Origin of the sequence: Actinokineospora cianjurensis, from assembly GCF_003663795.1 — a bacterium.
Classification (GTDB): domain Bacteria; phylum Actinomycetota; class Actinomycetes; order Mycobacteriales; family Pseudonocardiaceae; genus Actinokineospora; species Actinokineospora terrae.
Map to the genome: position 1 here is coordinate 123,198 of NZ_RCDD01000007.1, position 24,391 is coordinate 147,588.

A 24,391-nucleotide genomic window follows, 5' to 3' on the forward strand; every position below is an offset into this window, starting at 1 on the left:
CGCGATCGGTCGAGATCGCGGGGTGCCGTGTCCGTCAGGTCCCGCTACCGGCCCTGGCCCAGGCCCGCTCGAACTCGGCCTGCTCGATCCACTCGGGGCTGAACTCCGGGTCTGCCGCGATCTCCGCGAACTCCTCGTCGTCGGGCATGGCGGTCTCGGCGAGGAACGTGCTCCCGGTGCTCTCCCGCTCGTCGGCCCAGTCGTGCCTGCCGTCCCGGTAGACCTCGACCTTGCGCGTCTCCGCCCGTTCGGCGTCGATCTCGCTGTAGACCAGCACCGGCTCGTCCGGGTGGTCGTGGTGCCAGCGGGTCTTCAGGTACCGCATGGCGCTCAGTTCCTCCCCAACTCGCGATCCGCCCGCTGACGTCGAGCGCGGCGTCGTTGAGGACCACGAACACGTGCTCACGCCCCGCGGCCTTGGTCACCTTCAACCCGGTCACGTCCACCTCCACGTAGTGCGTGTACTTGGTCTTGGGCCACGGCATCCCCAGGAAGCAGCGCGCCAACTGGCTGCTGCTCCTGGTGCCGGGCTGGATGTCCGAAAGGTACTGCCCGTCGCCGTAGCGCGCGTCCTTCGGGTTGTCGGCCAGCCTCGACGGCCACAGCTCGCCGCTGCTCCGGATTCCCTCCATCCCCTTCTCGTTGGTGTAGTGGTACAGCGTTCGCCGGGGCGGCGACGGTTGTCCTGTCGAGCAGGTCCCGGACTCCCGCTCCTTCTTCTGCTGCGCCAACAACTGGTCCACGGTCGTCTGCGCGACCGCGACAGCGTCAACCCACGCCTCGCCCCGTGAGGAGAACCTCAGCGTGACACGGCCACCGCTCGCGTTGGCCTCTTGCTGCGCTCTTGCCGAGTACTCCGCGTCAACGGCCGCGAACACGGGACCCGCGTCAACGTCCACACACGACAGTTCGCCGGTAGCGCTGTCGCCGCTGAGTTGGATCGTCGTTGGCGCGCTCATGCAACCACCGGCAGGTCTACCGTCGATGGTCACGTTCTTGACGGTCAGCCGCGCGCTCACAGAGCCGCCGGAGAGTCGTTCACGGGCCTTGGTGCCCACCTCGCCCTTGAACGCCGCCGTCACCGAACACCCGGCCGCGGTGCAGTCGAACGCCGCGGACGTGGTGAGCGAGAACGAGATCCCCGCGTCCACGGCCTCGGCCAGCCGCTTGGTGTTCTCCGCGAGCGCTTCGTACATCCGCGCGACCGCGTCGTCGTCCTCGATCGGGATGATGTCCACCCCGCGCGAGTCCTCCGCGATCCGCTCGGCCGCCGGTGGTGGCACGAACTCCGGCAGCGCTGTCGGCATCCGCGACGGCGTGAGGATGCCTTGCGGTTCCAGCCGCAGCACGCGATAGGGCCTGTCTCTCGACACATAGATCGTGCCGAGCCCTGTCTCCGCTGTTAGAGCGGGGACACCGCGGACGTCGACCGCCGTCAGGTTGACGTCGCCGGGCGCCGGTAGGTTCGGGACCTGGGCAACCGCCTCTTGCAGCTTGGCAGCCAGGTCGCCGGGGGAGGGGAACTGCTTACCCAGGTCCCCGTACATGTACTCGTCGTTGGGATCACCGGCCTTCCACCGCCCCAACTTGTCCTCGTCGCGCAAGAACCTCGTGTAGAGCTTGCCGTCGACCTTCAACAGCCCCTGGTCGTTGTCCTCCAGCCCCGCGTATCCCGTGACGCCGAACTGGGCTCCGAACTCGGTGGTGGTGACTTCCCGCCGCTGCCCTGTGATCGAGGTGTCCTCGTAGCGGATCCCGGGAGCCGCGCCGAGCCCCTCCACGGCTTCCTCGAACGCCCCCCGATCCCGGGCGGGCACGTCGTCAGCAGAGCCTGACCACCAGGCCACCACCCCGGCGACGAGCGCCAACACCACCGCGAGCGCCGCGAACAGCTTTCCCCGGGTCATCGCCCGACCTCCCACACGATGGCCACCGGAGCCTGTGCCGGTGCGCTGCGAGCTGTACCGCGGCAGGTGCTCGCGGCCAGGAGCAGGAGGAACAGGACCACCACCAGGCCCAGGCAGCCGCCTCCGCCTCCGCTGCCGGAGCGGCCTTGCTCGCGCGTGCGGACTATGCCGCCCGGCGGGATGCCGGGGTGGCGTTGGGAGTAGTGGGCCTCTTGCCACTCGGCGCCCTGGGACTCGGTCGACCAGGGGGTGCGGAAGCCGCATTCCCCGCACGCGTACTGGAACTGGGACATCGCCGCCGCCTCACGGGTGCTGGAGACGGCCGAGGACCAGGCCGACGAAGTGGGTCATGGCCTGCTGCACGCACGGCGCCGAGGCGTGCTTGCCGGTGCAGCCGGGGGCCCAGGTGCTGCCGTCGCCGTAGTCGAGGAAGTCGAACGGGACACCCGCGGCGGTCAGGTTGGCGACCGCGACCAGGTTGGTCTCCCTGGCCTGCTGCTCGGCGATCGCCTGGACGGGGTTGTCGAGCAGGTTGCCGCCGTTGCCCGTGTACAGCGCGACCCCCATGCCCCGCAGCCGGGCGACGTTGTGCGCGGGGCTCTCGGCGTTCCAGATCCCGTCGAACGGCCACACCGGCGCCCCGAAGATCGCGTCGGCGCCGACCGTCGGCACCCCGGACGCCTCGATCAGCTCCGTGGTCACCACCACGCCGCGCATCACCGGGTTCCGCAGGTCCAGGCCACCGGACATCGAGCCGACGTACCCGAACAGCTCGGGCCGGTGCTCGGCGTAGTGCAGCGCGCCGAACCCACCCATCGAGTGCCCCAGGATCGCCCGCCCGTCCCGGTTCGCGATGGTCCGCAGGTTCGCGTCCACGAACGGGATCAACTGGTCGAGGTGGAAGCTCTCCCAGTTCTGCTTGCCGACCGCGCCCGGGTTCACCCAGTTCGAGTACCAGCTGCGCACCCCGTTGGGCTGCACCGTGATCAGCGGCTTGCCCGCGGTGGCGATCTCCGCCCGGTCCACGTTCCACTGGGTGTTGGGCATGTCCGGGTTGCCGTGCAGCGCGTAGAGCACGGGGTAGCGCTTCGCCGAGCCCGTGTAGTCCTCGGGCAGCGTCACCACGACCACGTGCTGCCCGGCCACCTGCGTCGGCAACAGCGTCGGCCGCGGCACCTCGGTCGACGCGACCGAGAAGGTGAACGTGCGGTGCGCCTCGTCGATCCACGCGGGCTGGACCTTCACCGTCAGCCCGAACCCGTTCGCGAACCGGGGCGGCTCCACCTCCGCCCGAGCCGGTGTCGGTAGTACCACCGCGACGCAGGTGGCCACCGCCATGCCCCATCGGGCCAGTGTCCTGATGTTCATGCGAGTTCCCCTCCCAGGAAGCCGATCCCGGTGGACCGGCCCCATCACCGTGGCGAACCCGCTGGTCAGCCGAACAGGTCAGCGACCGGACAAGGAAGTCCGGTTGGCGATAAGGTCAACTCCCGGCCGATCAGGGGGTGTCGCACTGTGGCGGGGGAGTTCGGCAGGCTGGTGCGCGCGCTGCGCCGCGCGGCGGGCCTGACCCAGGAGGAACTGGCCCGTCGCGCCGGGATCAGCGACCGCACGGTCCGCCGCCTGGAGAGCGCGGACCCGGGCGACACCAGGATCGGCACCGTCAAGCTCGTCGCCGACGCGCTCGACCTCGGCCCCGAGGACCGGCGGACCCTGATGGCGGCCGCGAGCTCCGAGGTCCCCGCGACGCCGGAGGCAGCACCCGATCCAGAGACATCACCTGATCCAGAGGCAGCACCCGATCCGGAGATGTCACCCGATCCGGTGGTATCGCTCGACTTCGGGACGCGGTCGGACGCGGCAGAACCACCCGCCCGGCGGGATTGGCCGGTCCAGGCAGGTCTACCGGCCGATGATGGCCTGTCCGACGCCGTGCGCAGGCTCGCCCACATCGTCCACACGCGGTGGGAACGCGAAGAGGGCCAGCGCGGCGTGCACGACCCGTTCCCGCTCCCGGTCCGCTGGCACCCCGTCGCCGCCGAACTCGCCGACCGCTGGGACAACGTCCGCAGGCTCCCACCGGGGGAGGAGGCGCTGCCCATCGATCTGACCGGCACCCTGCCCGATATCGCCACGATCTACCGCATGGTGCCTTCCCGGCGCTTGGTGGTGCTCGGCGAGGCGGGCTCGGGCAAGTCGGTCCTCGCGATCCGGTTCACCCTCGACTACCTGCGCACCCGGGCCGCCACCGAGCCGGTCCCGGTGATCTTCAGCCTGGGTGGCTGGGACCCGGCGACCCCGCTGCGCGAGTGGCTGGTCGACCGGCTGCTGCGCGACGACCCCGGACTGCTCGCCCCGGCGCCGACCGGGCCGACGCTGGCCGCCGCGCTGGTCGAGGCCGGGTGGGTGCTGCCGGTGCTCGACGGGTTCGACGAGCTCCCGGCCGGGCTGCGGGCCGCCGCGCTGGCCGCGTGCGACGAGACCTCGCTGCCGATGCTGCTCACCAGCCGCCCCGAGGAGTACGCCGCCGTCGGCCGGGTGCTGAACTGGTCGGCCGGGGTCGAGCTCGACGACCTCGACCCCGGCGACCTCGCCGACTACCTGCCCCGCGCGACCCGCCACGACCCGTCGTGGGACCGGCTGGTCGCCGACATGCCCGCGCCGCTGACCGAGGCGCTGCGCACCCCGCTCATGGTCGCCCTGGCGCGCACCACCTACCGCGCCGACCCCGCCGCGCTCACCGACCCCGCCCTCGACACCCGCGCGGTCGTCGAGGAGCACCTGCTCGCCGGGTACGTGCCGTCGGTGTACCGCGACAACCGCCGGTGGCCGCTGCCGCGGGTCCGGCACTGGCTCGGCGGGCTGGCCGAGATGAGCCCCGTCGAGGTCGCGTGGTGGCGGCTCGGTGACGCGCTCAGCCGCTCGACCAGGGTGCTGGCCGTGGTGATCGCCACCTCCCTGGTCACCGCCGTGTGCGACATCGCCGTGTCGGCGCCGTTCATCCTCGCCAACGGCCTGGGACCGGTCACGGTGCTGCTCGACGGCCTGCTGATCGGCCCCGTGGTCGGACTCGGCTTCGGCGTCATCTACGGGCTGATGATCGTGTACCTCGACGTGTCCGTCGGACCGTCCCGGGTCCGCCTGCGCCTCGGCAACCGGGTGCGGGTGCGCCCGACTGTGCCCACGCGGGTGCTCGCGGGTTTCGTCGGCGGGTTCGTCGTCGGCCTCGGCTACGGCCCGGTCGGCGTCCTGCTGCGCGGCATGGCGGGCGGCTTCCCCACCCCGGCCGAGACGATCCGGCTGGCCACGATCAACGCCCTCGCCCTGGGGTTCGTCTTCGCCGTCGCCGTCGCGGTGGCCCTGGGACTCGTCGCCTTCCTCGAGTCACCCCACGACCTCACCTCGGCCACCGGCCCGCTCACCATCCTCGCCGCGAACCGCACCGCCGCGATCCACCTCTTCCTGGTATTGACCCCCCTCCTCGCGCTGGCCATCTTCGCCAGCGGTTTCCTCATGGTCGTCGTGCTCAGCGGTGTGCTGGGCGAACTGCGCTGGAGCGGCCACGACGCCTTCGTCCTCAGCACCATCGGCGGCCTCAGCGGCGCCGCCTCCTACGTCCTGACCTTCACCGCCTGGGGCCAGTGGATCGTCTTCACCCGTGTCTGCCTCCCCCTCCTGGGCCGCCTGCCCTGGTCGGTCACCGACTTCCTCACCGACGCCCACACCCGAGGCGTCCTACGCCAATCCGGCGCCGTCTACCAGTTCCGCCACGCCCGCCTCCGCTCCCACCTCACCCGCTGAGCGCCACCCGAATCCGATGAGCACCACCGGACGAGCACCACCCGATGAGACTCACCCGAGGAGCGCCGCCCGGGATCAGCCGGTCACGAGCGCGTACTCGACCTGGGGTAACGGGTTCCCGTCCCCGAAGTCCCGGGTTCGGGTCTCGCCCGTCTCCACGAACCCGCACTTCGCGTAGAACCGCCGCGACTGGGCCGTGTCCCGCAGGGTCCACAGGTGCACCCGGTCCACCCTGCGCACCGTCTCCGCCATCAGGTCCCGCGCCACCCCCGTGCCCCACCCGTCCGGATGGCCGTAGAAGCTGAGGATCTCCCGGTACCCGTCCCGCTCCGCCGACGGCACCGTGTGTGAGAACGCCAGCACCCGCCCCTCCCGCGACGCCACCAACAGCACCCCGACCCCCTCCGCTATCCGCGCGTGCCAACGCCCCAACCGACTGCTGATCCCCTCGGCGGCGAACGCGGCCGGGAACAGCGGTGCGTACACCGCCCCCCACGACGCTGCGTGGACCTCGCCGATGGCCGTGCCGTCCCCGGCCCGTGCCGGTCGAATCTCGTTCATGGCGCCCAAGGTAAACCCGACCCCCGACAGCGTGCAGAAAGTTGTCCACACCCCTTGACCAGGGAAGATCGGGTCAGGTCGGCTGGCCGGTGACCACCGGGTCGGCGAGTGCGGCGAGCAGGACGCGGCTGCGGTCGGCGGACACGCAGGTGTCGACCAGCCGCGCGGCCAGGGCGAGGTAGCGGTCGATGGTGGCCTGGCTCTCCAGGAACAGCGCGGAGTTGCCGAGGTCGAGGTGCACCAGGCTGCCCTGGTCGGCGACGGTGATCACCCGGAACGGGATGTCGTGGCTGAGCACCGTGTGCGGCACCACCTGGATCACCACGTTGCGCCGCGTCGACTCCCAGAACAGGTGCCGCGCCTGCTCCTGGATCACCCGCGGCGGTAGCGCTGCCGGTGTCAGGGACTCCCGCGTCAGCACGAAGTGCCAGTTCGGCTGTGCGAGCGTGTCGAGCACATGTCGCCGCGGCGTGGCTCCCACGGCGGCGGCGTAGTCGTCGGTCTGCAGGGGCGCCGGGAGGGTGCCCGGGGTGAACGAGGTGATCCGGGTCGCCTGGGTCTCGAGTTCGTCCAGGGTCTGGGTGAACAAGGGGGAGTCGTGGCCGTCGTGCCACCACTCCTCGCGGCGCGCGTCGCTATTGAGCGACAGGTAGTGCTGACGCTGGGACCTGGTGTGCACGCCGCACGTGAACAGCAACAGGCCCAGTTCGGGGTTGGGGATGCCGCGTTGCCCGTTGAGGAAGCGGGACAGGTCGGACCGGTGCCAGTTCAGGCGTTCGGCGATGTCGCGGTGGGCGATGCCGGTGCTGTCGATGAGGTGCCGCAGGCGCCTGCCGAGCAGCCAGGTCCGCAGGGAGGGGATGCGGGAGGTCAACGCGTGCCTTTCTTCTCGGGGGGACCGGGCTGGACCGACCGGTCCGCACGGGGAGGTGGCGTGCGGACCGGTCGGGTGGCGCCTGCCGTCGGGGCATGACGGCCGGGGGCACCGGGGAACCGGCGCGCGGGCGGGGAGGGTCGCCCGCGCGCCGGAGGTCAGCCCGCCCGGGGACGTTCGTCCATTGCGGCGACGGTAAGAGCGGCGTCCCGCAACGCTGCGCGCAATCTGCCTACGCGCAACGGGTGAATCAGCCAGGGTCCCGGCGCCGATGAGGTGACCACAACGCCGCCCCGCGCGATCGCGACGGTGATCGACGCCCGGTGGCCCGCCTGGTCGAGGCACGGGATCGACCAGGCGTCCGGCCCCGGCCGCCACCCCCACCTGGCGAACAGGCCGCACACGAGCCCGCCGGGGTTCCTCATCGTCGCCCCCGATCGTGCAGATGACCCCGCCGTTCGCTATTGCCCCTGCATGGTGTCCAATATCCATCCATAGCGGCGCGCACCACCTCGTTGGCGAGAGTTGTACCGGTGAGTGAACCGTACGTCACGTACGTGCGCCAAGGAAATACCTCGATCGTGTGACTGGCGTACGTACGCAGGCAACCGGGAGACTGTCGACCATGAACGAAACGGATGACCTGACACCAGGCTCACTGGTGCGCAGGTGGCGGCTCGGCAAGCAGCTCCGCGAACTGCGCGAGGCCGCGGGCAAGACCCAGGACGACGCCGCGGAGTACCTCGGCGTCCGCCGACCGACAATCAGTCGCATCGAGAACGGCAGGCACTCGATCCTGCCCAAGAACGTGCGGTTCCTCTGCCAGCTCTACGACATCGGCGCCCCCAGGGTCGACACCCTGATGCGCCAGGCCGAGGAGAGCAACGAGCGTGGCTGGTGGGTCAGCCACAGCGACACCATGCCCGACTGGCACGAGACCTACGTCGGCTTCGAGGCCGACGCCAAGGCGATCTCCGTCTACGAGTCCGAACTGGTCTACGGCCTGCTCCAGGTTCCCAGCTACACCCGCGCGGTCCGGTCGGCTTTCGTTGATCACATCGACGAAGCCGAACTGGCCAAGTCGATCGCCTTCCGGCAGGAACGCCAGCAGCGCTTGGACACCAGGCAACCTGATCTCCACGTGATCCTCAACGAAGCTGTTGTGCGGCGGCCGATCGGGGACATGCGGGAGCAGATCAACCATCTGATCGAGGTGTCTCAGCGTCCCTACCTGACGTTGCAGGTGCTTCCCTTCGCTGTCGGGCCGCACCCGGGCATCACGAGTCCGTTCACCCTCCTCACCCTGCCCGACGAGGACGCGCCGAACTTCGTGTACCTGGAGCACGCGGACGGCGCGGTCTACCTGGAACGACCGGCAGATCTGGAGAACTACGCCGACAGGTTCCAGCGGGTGGCGAAGCTGGCGCTCTCGCCGGAGGAGACGCGCTCCTTCTTGGCTAGCCTGGTCGACGGCTAGTCCAACAGGGAGGTCAATCATGGATCAGATCAGGTGGCGTAAGAGTTCTCGCAGTTCCGGTAACAACGGGCAGTGCGTAGAGCTGGCGCACACGCTCACAGTGGTCCGCGACAGCAAGAACCCGGCGGGTCCGACCCTCGTTGGGCGGATCGACGCGCTGGTCGCCGCCGTCAAGAATGGGTCCCTGGGTCACTGACCCCGGGACGGCACTGGCCCTCGCCCCTCCCGGGGCGGGGGCCAGCCCGTTTCTCGGCGGAGGAGGCCCCATGTCCATCCCGTGGCGCAAGAGTTCCTTCAGTGGCGGCAACGGCGGTCAGTGCATCGAGGTCTGGCGTAAGAGTTCGTTCAGCAGTGGCAACAACGGTGAGTGCGTCGAGGTGTGGCGTAAGAGCTCCCGTAGTAGCGGCAACGGTGGTCAGTGCGTGCAGATCGCGCCGGGGGCCATCCGTGACAGCAAGAACCCGGACGGGCCCGTCTTGCGCACCGTCGACCTCGGCGCCCTCATCTCCGCCATCAAGCGCGGTGCCCTCGGGTAACCCGCGTCTTCCCGCCGGTTCCGGATCGCGGTGAACCTTCCGCACCCGCTCGCCCGTGTGGTGAGTGGGAACGGAAAGGAGGACATCGTGGCGATCACGGTGGAGCGGGCGGGGCACGCGCTGGTGCTGCGCGAACCAGGTGCCGACGAGCAGGCGGCGGCCATCGCGGCGGCGTTGCCGGAGGAACGGCACCGCACCTCGGTCGTCGTCGGCGCGTCGGCCTGGCCCGCGCTGGCCCGGCTGGACCCGTGGCTCGTCGCCGACCTCGACGACCAGGTCGACACCGGTGTCCGACTGCTCGCCGCGCACTCCTCGACCATGGCCGCGGGCGAGGTCTCCCTGGCCAGGCGCCTCGCCGACCGGCTCGGCGTCGAGGTCATCGCCCCTGATGGCGACCTCTACACGTTGACCGGCGGGCACACCTTCGCCACCGGACTCGGCTGGGTCGCGCACGGCGCGGGCTCCGACCGTCGCCCGATGGGGCACCGATTCCCCGAACCGTGGTGGCAGGGCTACCTACCGTCCGGCCACGAGGAGATCCCGCTGGGACTCTGGGTGCGCGCAGGCGGCGGCCCTTCGCGTGAAGATGACCCGTTGCGGTGGATACAACCCGACCCGGAGCGACCGACCGTAGTCGTCGGTGCGCCGGGGGAACCGGCTCCGTCGGCCGCCGACGTCGTCGAGGTGCTGGACGCCTTCCCCGTCGACGTGCGCGGCCGGGTCGTCCTGGCCTGCTACGGCACCGACATCGCCCAGGCCGTCGCCCGGGAGCGCGGCGCCGCCGTCCGCGCCCTGCACGGCCTGCCCAGCGAACACGGCCTCGTCCACCTCGACCCCGACGGCCACTTCGCCTGGTACCCCTTCGCCATCGAGAGCGTCTACCGCCCCGGCTGCGCCCCGGTCCTCGACCGCTGGACCGCCCCGCTGCCGTCGCTGGCCATGTTCGCCCCCGCCCGCTACCGCCTCACCCCCGGCTGGTCCCTCGACGTCCTGGCCCGAGGTCTCCTCGCCCGCCCCGACACCCTCCCGGTCGACCCGGCCATCCACACCCCCACCGCCCCCACCCCGGACCTGCTGCTCGCCTGCGGCCCCGACATCCCCCCGGACGTCATCGCCGCCCTCACCGAGGTCCTCGACAACCTCCCGGCGACCACCAAGTCCACCCTCCGCATCCTCCCCGCCACCCCGGGCGCCACCCTCGCCGCCCGATCCCTGGCCTCCCACCTCGTGGGCACCCCCCCCCCCCCCCCCACCCCGTGGCCGGAGGACCACACCCAACGCCTCACCCTCGACAACTGGTCCATCCCCCTGCCCCGGGTGACCGCCGGAACCAGCCTCCTCACCCCCGAATCCCTCAACCTCCCCGAAGACCACCCCGCCACCGCCACAGCCACTGCCGCACCCACCCCCCTGCCCGCCGCACCCACTTCCCCCCGCGCAACAGCCGCCACCCCAGGGCCCGGTGCCCCCACACCGACCGCCGCGCCGCCCTCACCCGCGGCGGACGCCTCACTTCCCCCGCTGGCTGCCGCCCCCCGCGCGATGGCCGCCACCCCGGAGTCTGGTGCCCCCACACCGACCTCCGCGCCGCCCACGACCCCGCCCGCAGCGGACGCCCCACCTCGCCCGGCGGCCACGCCGCCCAGCCCGCCCGCCGGTAGCTCGATCACACCGCCGCAGGCAGCCATCTCGCCCGCGGTGGGCCTCTCGCCCGGTGCGGTGTCCGCTGGGACGGCGGTCGGTCCGCACGCTGGTGGTCCTTCGCTGTCCTCGGTGACGCCGCCGCAGGCGGACACCCCGGCCGCGGTGGATCTCTCGCCCGGTGCGGTGTCCGCTGGGACAGTGGTCGGTTCGCCCGCTGGTGGTCTTTCGCTGCCCTCGATCACACCGCCGCAGGCAGACACCCCGGCCGCTTTGGACCTCTCACCCCGTGCGGTGTCCGCCGCGACGGTGGTCGGTCTGCCCGCTGGTGGTCCATCGCTGCCCTCGGTCACGCCGCCGGAGGTAGACACCCCGGCCGTCTCCGCCGTGCCCGCCGGTTCGCCCGCTGGTGGTCTTCCGCCCGTTGCCGCCTCGCCCACGGCAGATACCCCGCCCCGCGCGGTAGCCACCGCTGAGCCCGTGTCGCCCGTGACGGTCGTGGCCTCCAGTGACTCACTTGCCGGTCCGCTGCTGCCCCTCGCCACCTCGTCGCGGCAGACCGACGAAGCCCCGATCCCGGCCCACGCATCCACCCCCGCGCCCTCGCTCCCCGCCGCAGGCCCGCTGCCCGCCACCCCGCGCCCAGCCGCACTCCCCACCAACCTGGCCCCTTCGGCAGCAACCGCAGCCCCACGCCCCGCCGCCGCGCTGCCCCTCATCGCCGCCTCGACCACGGCCGCCGCGCCGCCGAAGGCCACCACGAGCGACATCCCCACCCCGACATCCGCTGCCGAGCCCCTGCCACCAACGGCAAACACGACCTCGCCCACCGCGTCCCCGCCGCCACTGCCCACATCCGCTCCCTCGGCAGCAGCCGTGCCACCCACCGCGTCCCCGGCGCCACTGCCCACATCCGCTTCCTCGGCAGCAGCTGTGCCACCCACCGCGTCCCCGGCGCCACTGCCCACATCCGCTCCCTTGGCAGCAGCCGTGCCACCCACCGCCCCGCCGCTTGGTGCGATGGCCCCCTCGATGGCCGCCGACCTCACGAACCCGGCCGCCACCGCCGCACCAGCGATTCCCACCGCCGCACCAGCGATTCCCGCCGCCGCGCAGGCGATGCCGTCCGCCGCCGCTCCGCAGGCCAACCAGGTCTTGCCGTCTGTCGAAGCCTCGCCGCAGCGAGCCACCATCGCGCAGCCCGCCGGCCAGGCCCTGCCGCCGCTGCCGGCCCCAGCCAACGAAGCCGCCCCGCTGCCCACCGCACCCGGTGCGATCGCGTCGTTGACCGCGCAGGCCAGTGCTCCCCGGCTGCCCTCCGTTGCCCCCACGTCCTCCGCCCTCCCACTCCCGGCCGCGATCACCGCCCCGCCCGCCGCGAACGCGCTCCCCGCTCTAGTCTCCAAAGCGCACACCGACCCCGCCGTCCCCGCTGACGCGCGCAGTGATGAAGCCCAGCGCCGCGCGGTGAGGGCCTCGTTGGGGACCCTCTATGACTCCGCCACCAGGGCCGTGGTCCAGCTCCTAGCCGAACGGCCAGGTCTGCGCGCATCCGGTGACCAGGCCACGCTCCTCACCGAGCTGGCCGTGGTCCGGGTCTTCGCGGAAGCCCCCGGCGCTTACGACACCGCCTTCCACACCTGCCTCACCGCGGGACTACGAAGGTTGCCCACGATGCGCGGCGTTGTGGTTACCGGTGCCCACCAGGCCAACCACGCCGAAGGCGCTCTCCTACGCCTAGAGGGACCCATGCTCGCCGTGTCCTCGGTAGGCGCGTCTGTCCCAGGTGACACCGAGTTGCTGATCTGGACCACCACCGCCCGCCGCCTAGAGGGACTCCTCGACGCTGACAGGCGTAACGACGTGGTGATCCCTACCCACACCGCGTTGCGTGTCTTGGGCGTAGAGGGCAACCGTCTGCTCTTGGCCGAGGAAGGTGCTTCTACCGAACGCGCATTGAGCAACCTCCGGGCGGCCGCCGCCGCGCGGGCCGCTGTCGACGTGCCCCACCACCCCCACACGGCGCGCTGGTTCGGCGCGCTCCCCGCCGCCTGACCGGAGACCGCGATGCCCACCGACCCCGAGCCGGACGTCGACACCCACCAGCAGCTGATCGACTTCCTGACCGGGACCGACCCCGAGGAGGCTCCGCGATGGCAGGCAGGCTGACCACCGTGCGGTCCGTGCTCAGCGTGTCGGCCACCGACGCCGACTGCTTCCGCACCATCAACGACGCCATCGCCGCCGCGGTCGACGGGGACGTCATCGCGGTGCGACCGGGCACCTACCGCGAGTCGGTCGTCATCGAGCGGGAGATCACCCTCTCCGGCGCGGGTTCGGCGGGCGAGGTGCGCGTCGAGGCTGTCGGCGGACCGGCGGTGCACCTGGCCGCCGAACGTGCGACGGTCTCCGGGATCGTGCTCGCCCATCGCGATGGCGAGGCCGCCGTTGACCTCACCGCCGGTTCGTTGCGAATGGACGAGTGCACGATCGCAGCGGAGTCGGCCGTGGCGATCGCGGTGCGGGGCGGCGCCGAGCTGCACGCGCGGGACTGCCGCGTGACCAACCCGGGCGGCGCGGGCCTGCTCGTGTTCGACGGCGGCGGCGCGGAGGTCCGCGCGTCGACGTTCACCGGCATCGCCACCACCGCCGTGGTCGCCCGCTCCGGGGGAGCCCCGCGGCTGGTCGACTGCGACATCGCCGAGTCCGGGGGAGCGTTCCTCGCCGCTGACAACGGTGGTGGCACGGTCAAGAACTGCCGGATCGAACGCATCAACGGCCCCGGCATCGTCGTCGAGGAGAACAGCACCCTGCACGTGGACAGCACAACATTGTCCGAAGTGGAAGGTGTGGCGTTCCTCGTAGGAGCCGGTTCGTCACCGACCCTGCTCGACAGCACTATCGTCAACGCTCAGGCCCAAGCGATCGTGTTGGTGCAAGGGGGAACCGCGACGATCGAGCGCACCGAGGTCCGAGGTGCGCGCGGTCACGGTCTGCACGTCCTCGATTCCTCCCGCGCAGACCTGACTGACTGCGTCTTCACCGACTCCGGCCACGATGTCGTCCTAGTCGGTGGCACGGGCTTCCTGAACCTCACCAAGTTCACCGTGACAGGTGGCACCGGGTCGGCGGTCATCGCGGAGGAGAACGCGACAGTCACCATCACCGAGCCCAAGATCGAACGCGCCAAGGGCACCGCTGTCATCGCGCGCGGTTCGGCACGGGTAAGGATCGACGGTGGCGCTATCAGGGAATGCGGCACCGGCGCGCTCTGGGAAGGCGCTGCCACCGGAGAACTCGGTGGCGTAGTCGTCGAACAGAACCTCGGCGACGGCGTAGTGCTTCGTTCGAGCGAACCGGTGGACCTGCGTGGTTGCCGTATCGAGCGGAACCGGGGTAAGGACTTGCGCGACGACGCGGGTCTCGCCCAGGTCGAGACACCACAAGAGACTTCGCCGCCGAAGGTCGAAACCTCCAGCGACCTCACCACCTTGCTCGACCAGCTCACCAACCTCGTAGGACTCGACGGGGTCAAGCGTGAGGTGGAGACGCTGGTCCGGCTTCACCAGATGGCCGAACGCCGAGCAGCGGCCGGGCTGCCCTCACCGCCCCTCGGCCGGCACCTTGTCTTCGCGGGCTCTCCCGGCACGGGTAAGACCACCATCGCCAGGTTGTATGGCCGGATCCTCACCGCGCTAGGAGTGCTGCGCACCGGGCAGCTCGTAGAGGTCGCCCGCGCCGACCTCGTCGCAGCGGTCGTTGGTGGTACCGCGCTCAAGACCGCCGAGAAGTTCGACGAGGCTCTAGGCGGCGTCCTGTTCATCGACGAGGCTTACGCGCTCTCCGCCGGGTCCGGCGGCAACGGCCCCGACTTCGGCCGAGAAGCCATCGACACGTTGGTGAAGCTCATGGAGGACCACCGCGACGATGTCGTGGTCATCGTCGCCGGTTACACCAACGACATGCGCACCTTCATGGCCGCCAACCCCGGCCTGGCGTCGCGGTTCACCCGCACCATCGAGTTCACCGACTACACGGCGCCCGAACTGGTGACCATCGTGGAGGGACTCTGCCGGGCGCACGACTACCGGCTGGAGTTCGAGACCCGCGCGGCCGTGCACGCCTACTTCACCAAGCTCCCGCGCGACGCCACGTTCGGCAACGGTCGCACGGCGCGCAAGGTATTCGAGGAGATGGTCGGCAGACAGGCATACCGGCTCGCTGAAGACGAGCACGCGCCCGCCGTCGCCTTGACCCGACTCCTCCCCGAAGACCTGGGACCGTTGCCAGGTAGCGGAATCGGCGCAGGCGCGGGTCGGATAGACCAAGAGCAAGTCGACAGGCTTCTCTCGGACTTGCGTGGTCTAGTCGGACTCGACGACGTCAAGCGCGAAGTGAGCAGCATGGTCGACCTGCTCGACTCGGCGCGCCAACGACGCGAAGCCAACCTGCCCGTGCCGTCACTCAGCAGGCACCTCATCTTCGCGGGACCACCCGGAACCGGTAAGACAACCGTCGCGCGTTTGTACGGCTCGATCCTTGCTGCCATGGGGGTTCTCGCACAGGGCCAGGTGATCGAGGTAAGCCGGGCAGACCTCGTGGGCGAGTACATCGGTCACACCGCCAAGCGCACCACCGAGTCCTTCGACCGCGCGCGCGGGGGACTTCTCTTCATAGACGAGGCGTACACCCTGTCGAGCCGCCCCGGTGGCGGGCAGGACTTCGGTCGTGAGGCGATCGACACGCTCGTCAAGCTGATGGAGGACCACCGCGACGAGGTTGTCGTCATCGCCGCCGGTTACGCCAACGAGATGGAAGGCTTTCTAGCGGCCAACCCCGGTCTCCAGTCCCGGTTCTCCCACCACGTCGAGTTCGCGAACTACACCGCCGACGAACTGGTCACCATCGTCAGCCAGCACGCCACCAAGGTCGGCTACGAATGCACCGCCGCCACGGTCACCGCGCTGCGCAGCCACTTCCTGGCGATCCGCAGGGACCAGTCGTTCGGCAACGGACGATATGCCCGCCAGGTCCTCGACGAGGCGGTCACCCGGCACGCCCGCCGAATGCGCGGAATCTCCTCGCCGACCATCAGTGACCTGTGTGTGTTGCTTCCTGACGACATCCCCGCTCCTAGCGCTAACGGCAAGCCGCCGGGTCAGGGGTAGGTATCCGCGAGTAGGTACCCACTACGCCGGATTGGCCTGCCCGATCGGCGGGTTGTGCGGCCGGACAAGGGATGTGAGCCTTGTCCGGACCGCGGCCGTTGTGCTGCGGCGTAAGGGGGAGGAATCTACTTGTACGAGCAAAAGAGGCGTAGACGGTTATCGCTTGTGGTAGTGCTCATCGCGAGCCTGTCTGTGCTGGTGCCCACCGCGTCGAGCGCGTCCAACCGTCCGGCGAAGCCACCCACAAAGGAATCCAGCGTCATCGACGGCAGCTACATCGTCGTGTTCAAGGAGGCGCCGGGAGCGAGGTCAGCGGCCTCCACCACCGCGGCGACCGTGGCATCCCGCTACGGCGCACAATTGACGCACACCTACCGGCACGCGCTCAACGGGTTCGCCGGTCGGTTCACCGCCGACACCGCGCGCAAGATCGCTGCCGACCCGGCCGTGGCCTACGTGAGCCAAGACCTCAAGGTCAAGGCCGACGGAGCGCAGGACAACCCGCCATGGGGCCTGGACCGCATCGACCAACGCGATCGGCCGGGTGACAACACCTACAACTACCCGACCAACACCGCGTCCAACGTCACCGCTTACGTCATCGACTCCGGAATCCGCACCACGCACCAGGACTTCGGTGGTCGAGCGACATGGGGAACGAACACCCTCGGGGACGGCAACAACACCGACTGCGACGGTCACGGCACGCACGTAGCGGGAACGATCGGCGGTAGCACGCACGGCGTCGCCAAGGCCATCAAGCTGATCGCGGTCAAGGTGCTCAACTGCGACGGGGAAGGCACCAGCGCGTCCTTCATCGCGGGCTTGGACTGGGTGACCGCGCATCACACCACCGGCCCCGCGGTCGCCAACGTCAGCCTTGGCGCTGGCGGGACCAATCAGGCATGGGAGGACGCCGTCCGCAACTCCATCAAGGACGGCGTCGTCTACTCCATCTCGGCGGGCAACGACACCGAGGACGCGTGCAACCACACCCCGGCCCGCACGCCAGAGGCCATCACGGTCGCCGCGACCACCATCAACGACCGCTCGGCCGACTTCTCGAACTACGGCCCCTGTGTCGACATCTATGCCCCCGGTGAGAGCATCACCTCTACGTGGAACGCCAGCGACACGGCCACCGAGATCCTCGACGGCACATCGATGGCCGCGCCGCATGTGACTGGCGCGGTCGCGCTGCTCCTGGCCGCCGAACCGACGTTGACCCCGGCAAGAGCAGCCGAAGCCCTCTTACTCGACGCGAGTGCCAACCGCGTTACGGCTGCCCGCGTCGGTACACCCAATCGGCTCCTGGCCACGAACACCGGGAACCGGCCGGGCTACCCCGTTGTAGTGAACCCCGGCTTCCGAGCTGCGCGCGTGGGGACCGCGTACTCGCAGACGCTAACCGCCACCGGTGGCAGTGCCCCGTACAAGTGGACTGCCACGACGCTGCCCCCCGGCCTGACCATCAACCTCAACACCGGTGTCATCTCGGGCACGCCCACCACGGCCTCGACCTACAACGTCACCGTGACCACCACCGATGCCGCGAACCGGGCGCGCCCCACCGCGTTCCCGATCAATGTGACCCCCGCGGCGGGCGCCTGCTCCAGCCCGGGGCAGAAGATCCTCAACGGCGGGTTCGAGTCGGGGCGGGCGTCGTGGTCCGGTGACACGCAGACCATCGGCGTCTGGAGCGGGGCCAACGCGCCCCGCACCGGGACCAGGGCCGCCGCCCTGAACGGCCACGGCGTCGACTCCGACAACATGCTCAACCAAGCCGTCGTCGTCCCCGCCGGTTGTGTCCACTCGACACTGTCGTTCTACCTGAAGATCGTGACAGAGGAGACCGACCCGGTCCTTTACGACACTGTGACTGTCTGGGCCGGTAACACGGTCCTGGCCACTTACAGCAACGTCGACGCGGGCACCTTCGCACTGAAGACCTTCCCCGTCGGCGCCTACTCCGGGCAGCCCATCGTGCTGTCCTTCGACGGAATGGAGGACTTCGCGGCCGGTACCGCGTTCGTCTTCGACGACGTCAGCTTGATCGCGTCCTAGCTGCAAGAGGGTGGCGCGGACCCCGTGCCACCCTCTTCGCGGCCTAGACCCCGGTCTTCAGGATGGTGACCGAGTCGCTGAGGGTGTTGGTCACGTAGGTCTCTCCGCCGTCAGGGGACACGGCCAGGAACCACGGCTCACGCCCCACCTTGACGGTCGCCGTCACCCTGTTGCTGCCGGATTCGAGGACCGACACGGTCCCCGACCCGTTGTTCGCGACGTAGACATGCTTGCCGTCAGGAGCTACCGCTATCGCCATCGGACGCTCGCCCACGTCGATGGTGTCGGTGACCTTCTGCGAGTCCGTGTCCACTACCGACACGGTGTTCTCGTCGAAATTTGCTGTATAGAGGGTCTTACCGTCCGGCGACACCGCGAGACCGATGCTGCTCTTGCCCACTCGCACCGACCCGAGCAGCCGATGGCTCTCCAGGTCGAGGATGGTGACCTGGCTGAGCTCCACACTGACCACGTACACCCGGTTCCGGTCCACGACCAGCCCACGCGAACCGGTCGGCGCCTTCGCGAACGGCGTCGCCACGGTTCCCTCGGACTCCAGTTCCAGGATCTGGGCGGTGTCCTGATCGGGGATCAGCAGCCTCTTGCCGTCCGCGGTCACGTCCGGGACGAACAGACCCTTCCCCGCTGGAACGGTCGTGACCACCTCATCCCGCGCGATGTCGATGACCGCAACAGCGTTGCTGGGATTAAGAAGCGTCACGAACGCCTTGTTCCCGTTGACCGCCACGTACTGCGGTGGCGCTGACACGGGGATCGCCTTGATGACCTTCTGCGAGGCGCGGTCGATCACCGACACCGTGTTGGACACGCTGCTCGGTACATAGACCTTCGACCCCGACACGGCCACCCCACGTGGGCGCCGACCGACACCGTTGATGGTTCCCGAGACGGTTGGAGTGCCCGTACTCGCGCCGATGATCGCCTCAGGCAGTGCTGACGACGAAGACTCGTTGGTATTGCTCGCGAAGACAGTGATGCCGCCACCGACGAGCACGGCAGCGACAACGGCCGCCGCTGGGACGAGGACCTTCCGTCGATTCACCTTCGGTCGCGGGACCGGTGACGGGATGAACGTCGGCGTTGGTGCTACCCGTCGCGCCGCGATCGCGGCGGCCCCTAGGGCAACAGTGAACTTCGGGTGCAGGCCGGTGCGCACCGGCCGACCGAACGCGGCAGACACCACCTGGTCCACCAACGGGATACGGGACGACCCGCCCGCCAACAACACCGCCGCGAGATCCCGCGGCGTGAGGCCCGCCGACGAGATCGTGCGGTGCAATGCCTCCACTGTCAGCTCCACCGACGGGCGGATCATCTCGTTGAACGCCAGGCGGGTCACCACGACCTCGCGCAGACCTGACCGCAACGGCACCCGCACCGTCACGTCCGGCTCGATCGAGAGCTCCTCCTTGGCCCGCACACAGGCCGCCCTCGTCGCCGCCAACACGGCCGCCGCCTCGGGGTCCGCCGGGTCCAGGTCGGCGAGCACCCCACCGACCTGGGCGTCCACATGGGCGAACAGCGCCTCGTCGAAGTCCATGCCGCCCAGGCGTTCGATGCCCTCCGGCGTGCCGACGATCTCCATGCCGTCCTCGCGCGCCCGCAGGATCGTCGTGTCGAAAGTCCCACCGCCGAGGTCGTACACCGCGACTAGCTCGCCGACCCCCAGCCTGCGCTCCGCCGCGTAGTGCGTGGCCGCCGCCTCGGGCTCGGTGACCATGATCGCGCCGGATAACCCTGCCAGTCGCGGGACCTCGTCGAAGTGTTCGCGCCGGTAGGGCCCCCACACCGCCGGGCAAGTCAGCACTATCGACTCCGGCGCGGTGCCAATGGTGGCCGTCATGCGAGCGACAACGGACTTCAGTTGCGCGGCTAAGAGCGCTGCGGGGGAGTAAGGAGCACCGCCCACCACCAGCGGCGTCGGGTCACCTAACCTGCGCTTGAACCCGCGCACCAACCGATGTGGCTCGACCCGCGCCGCGTCCATCGCCGCGTCACCTGTCAGCAATGTCCCGTCAACCGACGCGTAAACAGCCGATGGCTCAACGACTCCGTCGCGCCCCAATGGCACCATTGTCGTTGTACTGGGGCCTCCGGCCGTGCGATTGGGGCCTCCGGCGGCGTGATGGGGGCCTCCGGCCGAGACACCACGACCAGTCGGACCGACTATGGCGGCTCCGGTGAAAGTGGTGCCGAGGTCGATGCCGAGGCCGTGGCCCATGGAGTTCTCCCAGTCCGCGCGGGCGACAGCCCTGCTCCGGTAGTTGACTCTATCCTCGCGCGTTCGGGTAGGGATATCCCTACCCGGCTAGAGGGCAACCCCTGTTGCCCGAACTGACACGCCGACCGCACCATGGTCCGATGAACCCGATCACGCGCTGGTGGCGGCGGGTCCGCACGGTGCGGTTGCGCCCGGTGGACCCGACCACCTGCGCGCTGCGTCGGGGACTGGAACGTGACCTCAACGACGGCCCCGCGCAGCGGGTCGCGGCACTGTCGGTGGAGCTAGGGTTGTTGTCCGTGGACCTCCCCGACAATCCCACGCTCAACGGACGCATAGACGAACTGCAGGGCTCGCTCGCCGCGGTGCTCGCCGAACTGCGTGAGATCGGCGGCGCTCTCTATCCGCCTGTGCTGTCCAGCGACGGATTCGAACCAGCGCTGCACGCGGTGGCGGAACAGCACGGGGTGGCGCTCGCCGTGCACAGCGACCCGGTCGATAGGGCTACCGCGGCCGCCGCCTGCCTCGCTGTCGCCGACCACCTGCGGTCCGTGCCCCGCGACACCCACGTTGACGTGCGAGTACGCCGGGGACTCGGCTCGGTGTGGGTCGACGTCACCGAGGAGCGCAAGTGCGGGTAGCCATCGCCGACGACGGCGCCCTGTTCCGCGAGGGCCTGGTCATGCTGCTGCGCGCCGCGGGCCACGAGGTCGTCGGATCGGTCCCGGACGGCGACAAGCTGGTCGCCCTCGTGGCTACCGACCCGGTCGACGTCGCGATCCTCGACATCCGCATGCCGCCGGAGCCCGACGGCGGCCTGGCCACCGCCGAACGGGTCAGGGCGCTGCGGCCCGAGACCGGCCTGCTCCTGCTGTCGCACTACGCCGAGACGCACTACCTGATGCGGGTGCTGGAGATCGGCACCGAGGGCGTCGGGTACCGGCTCAAGGAGAAGGTCGCGGGTGTCCAGGTCCTCGACGACACCCTCACCCGGCTCGCCGACGGCGAGATCGTGATCGAACCGTCGCTGGCCAAGCGGCTGGTGGAGCGGCCCGCGGGCGGCGCGGGACCGGTCGGCGCGCTCAGCGAACGCGAGCACGACGTGCTGCGGCTCATGGCGGAGGGGCGCACCAACAACGCCATCGCCGGGGAACTGTTCATCTCCGCGAAAGCCGTGGAGAAGCACATCGCGGCCATCTTCACCAAGCTCGACCTGCCCGGCGACCCCAGTGTCCACCACCGCAGGGTCCTCGCCGTGCTGGCGTACCTGCGAGCCAGGCGGATCGACGGGTAGTGGCGTGGGTTTCGAGGCGCTGATCCGCGACTTGGCCGAGTCGACCGGCCACGCCGCCGCCTACTACGCCCCGGACGGCGATGGGCTGACTGTTGTCGCCTCCTGGCCAGGTTCCGCCGCGCCCGCAGAACGCGTAGAGGCGATCCCGGGCGTTGTGGAGCGTGTCCCAAGTGGGGGAGCGGTAGCCCTATCTGAGGCAGGTCCGGGCGACCAGGAGCGGTTACGCCGAACAGCGCACAGGATCGCTCTGCTGGCTGCCGACGAACGGCTCCGCGCGGAACGAGAACGGCTCACCGAGCGGGTCCAGGTACTAGAGGCTGACGCGCGCGCCGCACGGGAGAGGCTTGCCGAGGTACGTGACCTGGAGCGTCGACGGATCGCGGGGGCACTGACCTCGGTCACGACCCGTGAGTTCACTGATCTGCGGTCTTTACTGGCAGATCTGGACAACGCAGGTAGCGATACCGCGCGCGCGTTGACGTCTTTCCGCACCGCGCTCGACGAGGTGATCGACCGTTTCCGGACCGTGGTGCGTGGCGTGCACCCGGCGATGCTGCCTGAGCGTGGACCGCTTGCCGCGCTTGAAGAGTTGGCCGCTGACCTACCTCGCCCAGTCCGCTTCGCCGGCGACCTGGGGCGCCGGGTGGGGTGGGAGGTCGAGTCCGGGGTCTACCACGCTGCCGCCGCTGTGATGTCGCTGCTGGCCGAGGGGACCTCGCGCGAACCTGTCGGGGTGGCACTGTCGCGTGCGAACGGTGCGTTGACGCTGACCTTCACGGATAGCACCCCCCGGCTTACTGCGGCGGAACTGCGCGGGGCACTGAAAGACGACGCGGACCGGTTGGCGGCTTTCGGTGGTGTGCTGGATACCTGGGTGGCCAACGGGCGGGCTCTCGTCCGGATCTGGCTGCCAGAGCGTCTGGACGGGACGGCCGTCGTTGCGCCTGCCTACGCCGAGGGGACCCTCTTGGCCCGAGTGCGCGACCTGGTGACTACGGCCGTACGGGAGTCCGTGGCGGGATGGGCCGAGATCGCCGACCGCCTCGATCAGCCGCCTACGGTCGCGTTGGTGGACTCCTCCGGCGCGGTCGAACTCCTCACCGGGTACGCCTTCGCCGCGGACGACGCCATCACCTGGTACGTCCACGGCCGCACCCGCGACGTCACCTTCCACCGACCGGGTCTGCCACCGGTGACCACCCCGGTCTCCGTCGCGGGCATCACCCGCCCCGCCGACGCCGACCGCCTCGTGATCCGGTGGCCCGCGGACATCCTGCGCCACATGACCTTGGTCGACGTGCCCGCGCTCCCGACCGCGGTGTCCGGCTACGACGTCGTCGTCCTCTCGCGACCAGACCCCGTATTCCTCCGCACCTTCCGCGACAAGGTCGACATCATCGTCGGCACCGAAGACCTAGCCAGCCTCTTACGCCGCCGCGTCATAGAACGAGCCGACCTCATCACCGCCCGCTCAGTCCTAGCCGCCGCGCGCAGAGCACCCCGCCCAGAACCCTTGGCTCGCCTCTTGGACCGCATCGAGGCCGACGCACACGAGCTCGCCGAGCTCGCACTGCTCAACGAGCTGGAGTCAGGCATCCTCACCCTCCCCACCGACGCCGAACGCCTCCTAGGCGCCAACGGCCGCGCTCCCCACATCCGCCTAGGACTCCCCGCCACAGCCCCCTTGGACGAGATCCACCACACCGCCACCACCGCCACCGCCATCTGGCGCACCCGCGCAAGCAACCCCGCCACCAGCCCCCACCACCGCGACGCCTGCCTGGTCCTGGTCCGAACCTGCGAAGGTCTCTCGCTGCTTCGCTCCTAGTCGCTGCACCCCGACGCAGCAAGGAAGTCGAGTTGCCTGCCTGCGTCTCATCGAGAGTGGCCTAGGTCGGGATGAAGCCCGCGATGGTCGTGCCGTTGCCCAGGCCCGAGTCCACTCGGACTGTGCCGCCGATGTCGGTGAGGCGGGTTGTGAGGTTCACCAGGCCGTTGCCCGTGCCGGTTCGGGCTACCTCGAAGCCGGGGCCGTTGTCGCGGACGGAGAAGTGGAGGCCGTCGGGGGCGGGGTGGAGGCGGACGTCGATGGCGGCGCCGACGGCGTGTTTGTGGGCGTTGTTGACCGCTTCCAGGCAGACGAAGTAGACGGCTGTCTCGACGGGGGCCGGGTAGCGGGGCAGGTCCGCCGAGACGTCGAGGCGGACGTCGGTGTGCGGGGCCAGTTCGGCGCCCAGGGCGGCCACCAGGCCCTTGGCGAGGGCCGGGGGCAGGATTCCCGCCGCCGTGCGCACCAGGCTCTCCTGGGCGGCGTCCAGGCGGGGGGACAGGGTCGGGAGGAGCCTCGGGTCGTGCTCGGCGACCGCGACGGCCATCCGGAGGGCCACCAGGTGGTGCTGGGTGCCGTCGTGCAGGTCGCGTTCGACGCGGCGGCGCTCGGTGTCCATCTCGGCGGCGGCGCGCCAGCGGCCGTCGGCCAGGTCCGCGGTCGCGGCGTGGCCGCGGCGGCGCAGTCCGTCGACCTCGCGGGTGAGCCGGATCAGGTCGATCACCGGAGCCAACACGGCGGCCACTGAGCTCAACCGGCTGCGGGTAGGTCGAACGCGCAAGTCAGCGCCAGGGGAGATCGCCGCGCGGAACCCGGCACCGCCCGCGCCCCACGCGTAGCGGACACCGTCCAGTCGTAGTTCGCACCCATCGGCCCCCAAAGCGATGCCCACCGCTTCCGCGACCGCCTCCGGGCGTGGGTCTCGCTCGCCGACAACGGTGGCGACGGCGGCTAGGACGGCATCTGCCGCCGGGTCACCGTGATCACGCCGCGCCACC

Annotated in this window: 18 protein-coding genes and 1 pseudogene; 10 read left to right on the forward strand and 9 right to left on the reverse strand. The window is 70.2% G+C overall.

The genetic code is table 11. The features are described 5' to 3' along the window. Positions 1-34: 34 nt before the first annotated feature. The 4 genes and pseudogenes from CLV68_RS35925 to CLV68_RS29130 form a co-directional block, all read right to left on the reverse strand. Positions 35-325 (reverse strand): DUF6881 domain-containing protein, encoded by a 291-nt coding sequence (locus CLV68_RS35925; RefSeq protein ID WP_121394217.1) that lies wholly within the window; start codon positions 323-325, stop codon positions 35-37. Positions 326-362: 37 nt separating this feature from the next. Then, positions 363-1,907 (reverse strand): annotated as a pseudogene (locus CLV68_RS34840) (HYD1 signature containing ADP-ribosyltransferase family protein); the annotation flags it as partial. Continuing rightward, positions 1,904-2,200, reverse strand: coding sequence for a hypothetical protein (locus CLV68_RS29125; protein ID WP_121394218.1), 297 nt, complete (start codon positions 2,198-2,200; stop codon positions 1,904-1,906). The gene CLV68_RS29125 and the pseudogene CLV68_RS34840, both read right to left, overlap by 4 nt. 10 nt (positions 2,201-2,210) lie before the next feature. Beyond that, entirely contained in the window at positions 2,211-3,275 is a 1,065-nt protein-coding gene (locus CLV68_RS29130; RefSeq protein WP_170224650.1) for an alpha/beta hydrolase, read from the reverse strand. 147 nt (positions 3,276-3,422) lie between these two features. Between CLV68_RS29130 and CLV68_RS29135 the strand changes: the two genes are divergently transcribed. After that, on the forward strand, positions 3,423-5,708 hold the full coding sequence (locus CLV68_RS29135) for a helix-turn-helix domain-containing protein (protein WP_147460201.1): 2,286 nt from the start codon (positions 3,423-3,425) through the stop codon (positions 5,706-5,708). A 75-nt stretch (positions 5,709-5,783) separates the two neighbouring features. On the opposite strand, the gene CLV68_RS29140 is transcribed toward CLV68_RS29135, so the two are convergent. The 3 genes from CLV68_RS29140 to CLV68_RS29150 all read right to left on the reverse strand — a co-directional run bounded on the left by CLV68_RS29140 (position 5,784) and on the right by CLV68_RS29150 (position 7,568). Beyond that, positions 5,784-6,269 carry a GNAT family N-acetyltransferase gene (locus tag CLV68_RS29140; RefSeq protein ID WP_121394323.1) on the reverse strand — a complete coding sequence of 162 codons (486 nt, stop codon included), beginning with the start codon at positions 6,267-6,269 and terminating at the stop codon, positions 5,784-5,786. Positions 6,270-6,342: 73 nt separating this feature from the next. Further along, positions 6,343-7,143 carry a helix-turn-helix domain-containing protein gene (locus CLV68_RS29145; protein ID WP_121394222.1) on the reverse strand — a complete coding sequence of 267 codons (801 nt, stop codon included), beginning with the start codon at positions 7,141-7,143 and terminating at the stop codon, positions 6,343-6,345. Between the two features lie 158 nt (positions 7,144-7,301). After that, positions 7,302-7,568, reverse strand: a complete 267-nt coding sequence (locus CLV68_RS29150) for a hypothetical protein (protein WP_246010164.1) — start codon at positions 7,566-7,568, stop codon at positions 7,302-7,304. Between the two features lie 200 nt (positions 7,569-7,768). Here CLV68_RS29150 and CLV68_RS29155 point away from each other — a divergent pair, with 200 nt between their 5' ends. The 6 genes from CLV68_RS29155 to CLV68_RS34325 all read left to right on the forward strand — a co-directional run bounded on the left by CLV68_RS29155 (position 7,769) and on the right by CLV68_RS34325 (position 18,029). Then, on the forward strand, positions 7,769-8,620 hold the full coding sequence (locus CLV68_RS29155; protein WP_121394223.1) for a helix-turn-helix domain-containing protein: 852 nt from the start codon (positions 7,769-7,771) through the stop codon (positions 8,618-8,620). A gap of 19 nt (positions 8,621-8,639) precedes the next feature. Then, positions 8,640-8,816 (forward strand): DUF397 domain-containing protein, encoded by a 177-nt coding sequence (locus CLV68_RS29160; RefSeq protein ID WP_121394224.1) that lies wholly within the window; start codon positions 8,640-8,642, stop codon positions 8,814-8,816. 70 nt (positions 8,817-8,886) lie between these two features. Further along, positions 8,887-9,156, forward strand: a complete 270-nt coding sequence (locus CLV68_RS29165; RefSeq protein WP_121394225.1) for a DUF397 domain-containing protein — start codon at positions 8,887-8,889, stop codon at positions 9,154-9,156. Between the two features lie 87 nt (positions 9,157-9,243). Continuing rightward, positions 9,244-12,852 (forward strand): hypothetical protein, encoded by a 3,609-nt coding sequence (locus tag CLV68_RS35810; protein WP_147460202.1) that lies wholly within the window; start codon positions 9,244-9,246, stop codon positions 12,850-12,852. A 98-nt stretch (positions 12,853-12,950) separates the two neighbouring features. Further along, entirely contained in the window at positions 12,951-15,965 is a 3,015-nt protein-coding gene (locus CLV68_RS29175; RefSeq protein WP_121394226.1) for an AAA family ATPase, read from the forward strand. Positions 15,966-16,136: 171 nt separating this feature from the next. Further along, positions 16,137-18,029 carry a S8 family peptidase gene (locus CLV68_RS34325; RefSeq protein WP_211346805.1) on the forward strand — a complete coding sequence of 631 codons (1,893 nt, stop codon included), beginning with the start codon at positions 16,137-16,139 and terminating at the stop codon, positions 18,027-18,029. 43 nt (positions 18,030-18,072) lie between these two features. Here the strand turns inward: CLV68_RS34325 and CLV68_RS29185 are convergent, their stop codons facing one another. Next, positions 18,073-20,271, reverse strand: coding sequence for an Hsp70 family protein (locus CLV68_RS29185; RefSeq protein WP_121394227.1), 2,199 nt, complete (start codon positions 20,269-20,271; stop codon positions 18,073-18,075). Between the two features lie 140 nt (positions 20,272-20,411). Here CLV68_RS29185 and CLV68_RS29190 point away from each other — a divergent pair, with 140 nt between their 5' ends. The 3 genes from CLV68_RS29190 to CLV68_RS29200 are packed head-to-tail and all read left to right on the forward strand — an operon-like array spanning position 20,412 to position 23,393. Continuing rightward, positions 20,412-20,912, forward strand: a complete 501-nt coding sequence (locus CLV68_RS29190; protein WP_121394228.1) for a histidine kinase — start codon at positions 20,412-20,414, stop codon at positions 20,910-20,912. Next, positions 20,903-21,565 (forward strand): response regulator transcription factor, encoded by a 663-nt coding sequence (locus tag CLV68_RS29195; RefSeq protein ID WP_092774404.1) that lies wholly within the window; start codon positions 20,903-20,905, stop codon positions 21,563-21,565. The genes CLV68_RS29190 and CLV68_RS29195 overlap by 10 nt, the downstream gene beginning before the upstream one ends. Before the next feature lie 4 nt (positions 21,566-21,569). Beyond that, positions 21,570-23,393, forward strand: a complete 1,824-nt coding sequence (locus CLV68_RS29200) for a sensor histidine kinase (RefSeq protein ID WP_147460203.1) — start codon at positions 21,570-21,572, stop codon at positions 23,391-23,393. 61 nt (positions 23,394-23,454) lie between these two features. Here CLV68_RS29200 and CLV68_RS35815 read toward each other — a convergent pair whose 3' ends face one another. Next, entirely contained in the window at positions 23,455-24,390 is a 936-nt protein-coding gene (locus CLV68_RS35815; RefSeq protein WP_147460204.1) for a sensor histidine kinase, read from the reverse strand. Position 24,391: the final 1 nt, after the last annotated feature.

Coding starts and splice junctions, on each gene's coding strand:
- CLV68_RS29190 (WP_121394228.1), top strand. CDS start 20,412: ATGAACCCGATCACGCGCTGGTGGCGGCGGGTCCGCACGGTGCGGTTG.
- CLV68_RS29155 (WP_121394223.1), top strand. CDS start 7,769: ATGAACGAAACGGATGACCTGACACCAGGCTCACTGGTGCGCAGGTGG.
- CLV68_RS29165 (WP_121394225.1), top strand. CDS start 8,887: ATGTCCATCCCGTGGCGCAAGAGTTCCTTCAGTGGCGGCAACGGCGGT.
- CLV68_RS29185 (WP_121394227.1), bottom strand. CDS start 20,271: ATGGGCCACGGCCTCGGCATCGACCTCGGCACCACTTTCACCGGAGCC.
- CLV68_RS29125 (WP_121394218.1), bottom strand. CDS start 2,200: ATGTCCCAGTTCCAGTACGCGTGCGGGGAATGCGGCTTCCGCACCCCC.
- CLV68_RS29160 (WP_121394224.1), top strand. CDS start 8,640: ATGGATCAGATCAGGTGGCGTAAGAGTTCTCGCAGTTCCGGTAACAAC.
- CLV68_RS29140 (WP_121394323.1), bottom strand. CDS start 6,269: ATGAACGAGATTCGACCGGCACGGGCCGGGGACGGCACGGCCATCGGC.
- CLV68_RS35925 (WP_121394217.1), bottom strand. CDS start 325: ATGCGGTACCTGAAGACCCGCTGGCACCACGACCACCCGGACGAGCCG.
- CLV68_RS29130 (WP_170224650.1), bottom strand. CDS start 3,275: ATGAACATCAGGACACTGGCCCGATGGGGCATGGCGGTGGCCACCTGC.
- CLV68_RS29150 (WP_246010164.1), bottom strand. CDS start 7,568: ATGAGGAACCCCGGCGGGCTCGTGTGCGGCCTGTTCGCCAGGTGGGGG.
- CLV68_RS29175 (WP_121394226.1), top strand. CDS start 12,951: ATGGCAGGCAGGCTGACCACCGTGCGGTCCGTGCTCAGCGTGTCGGCC.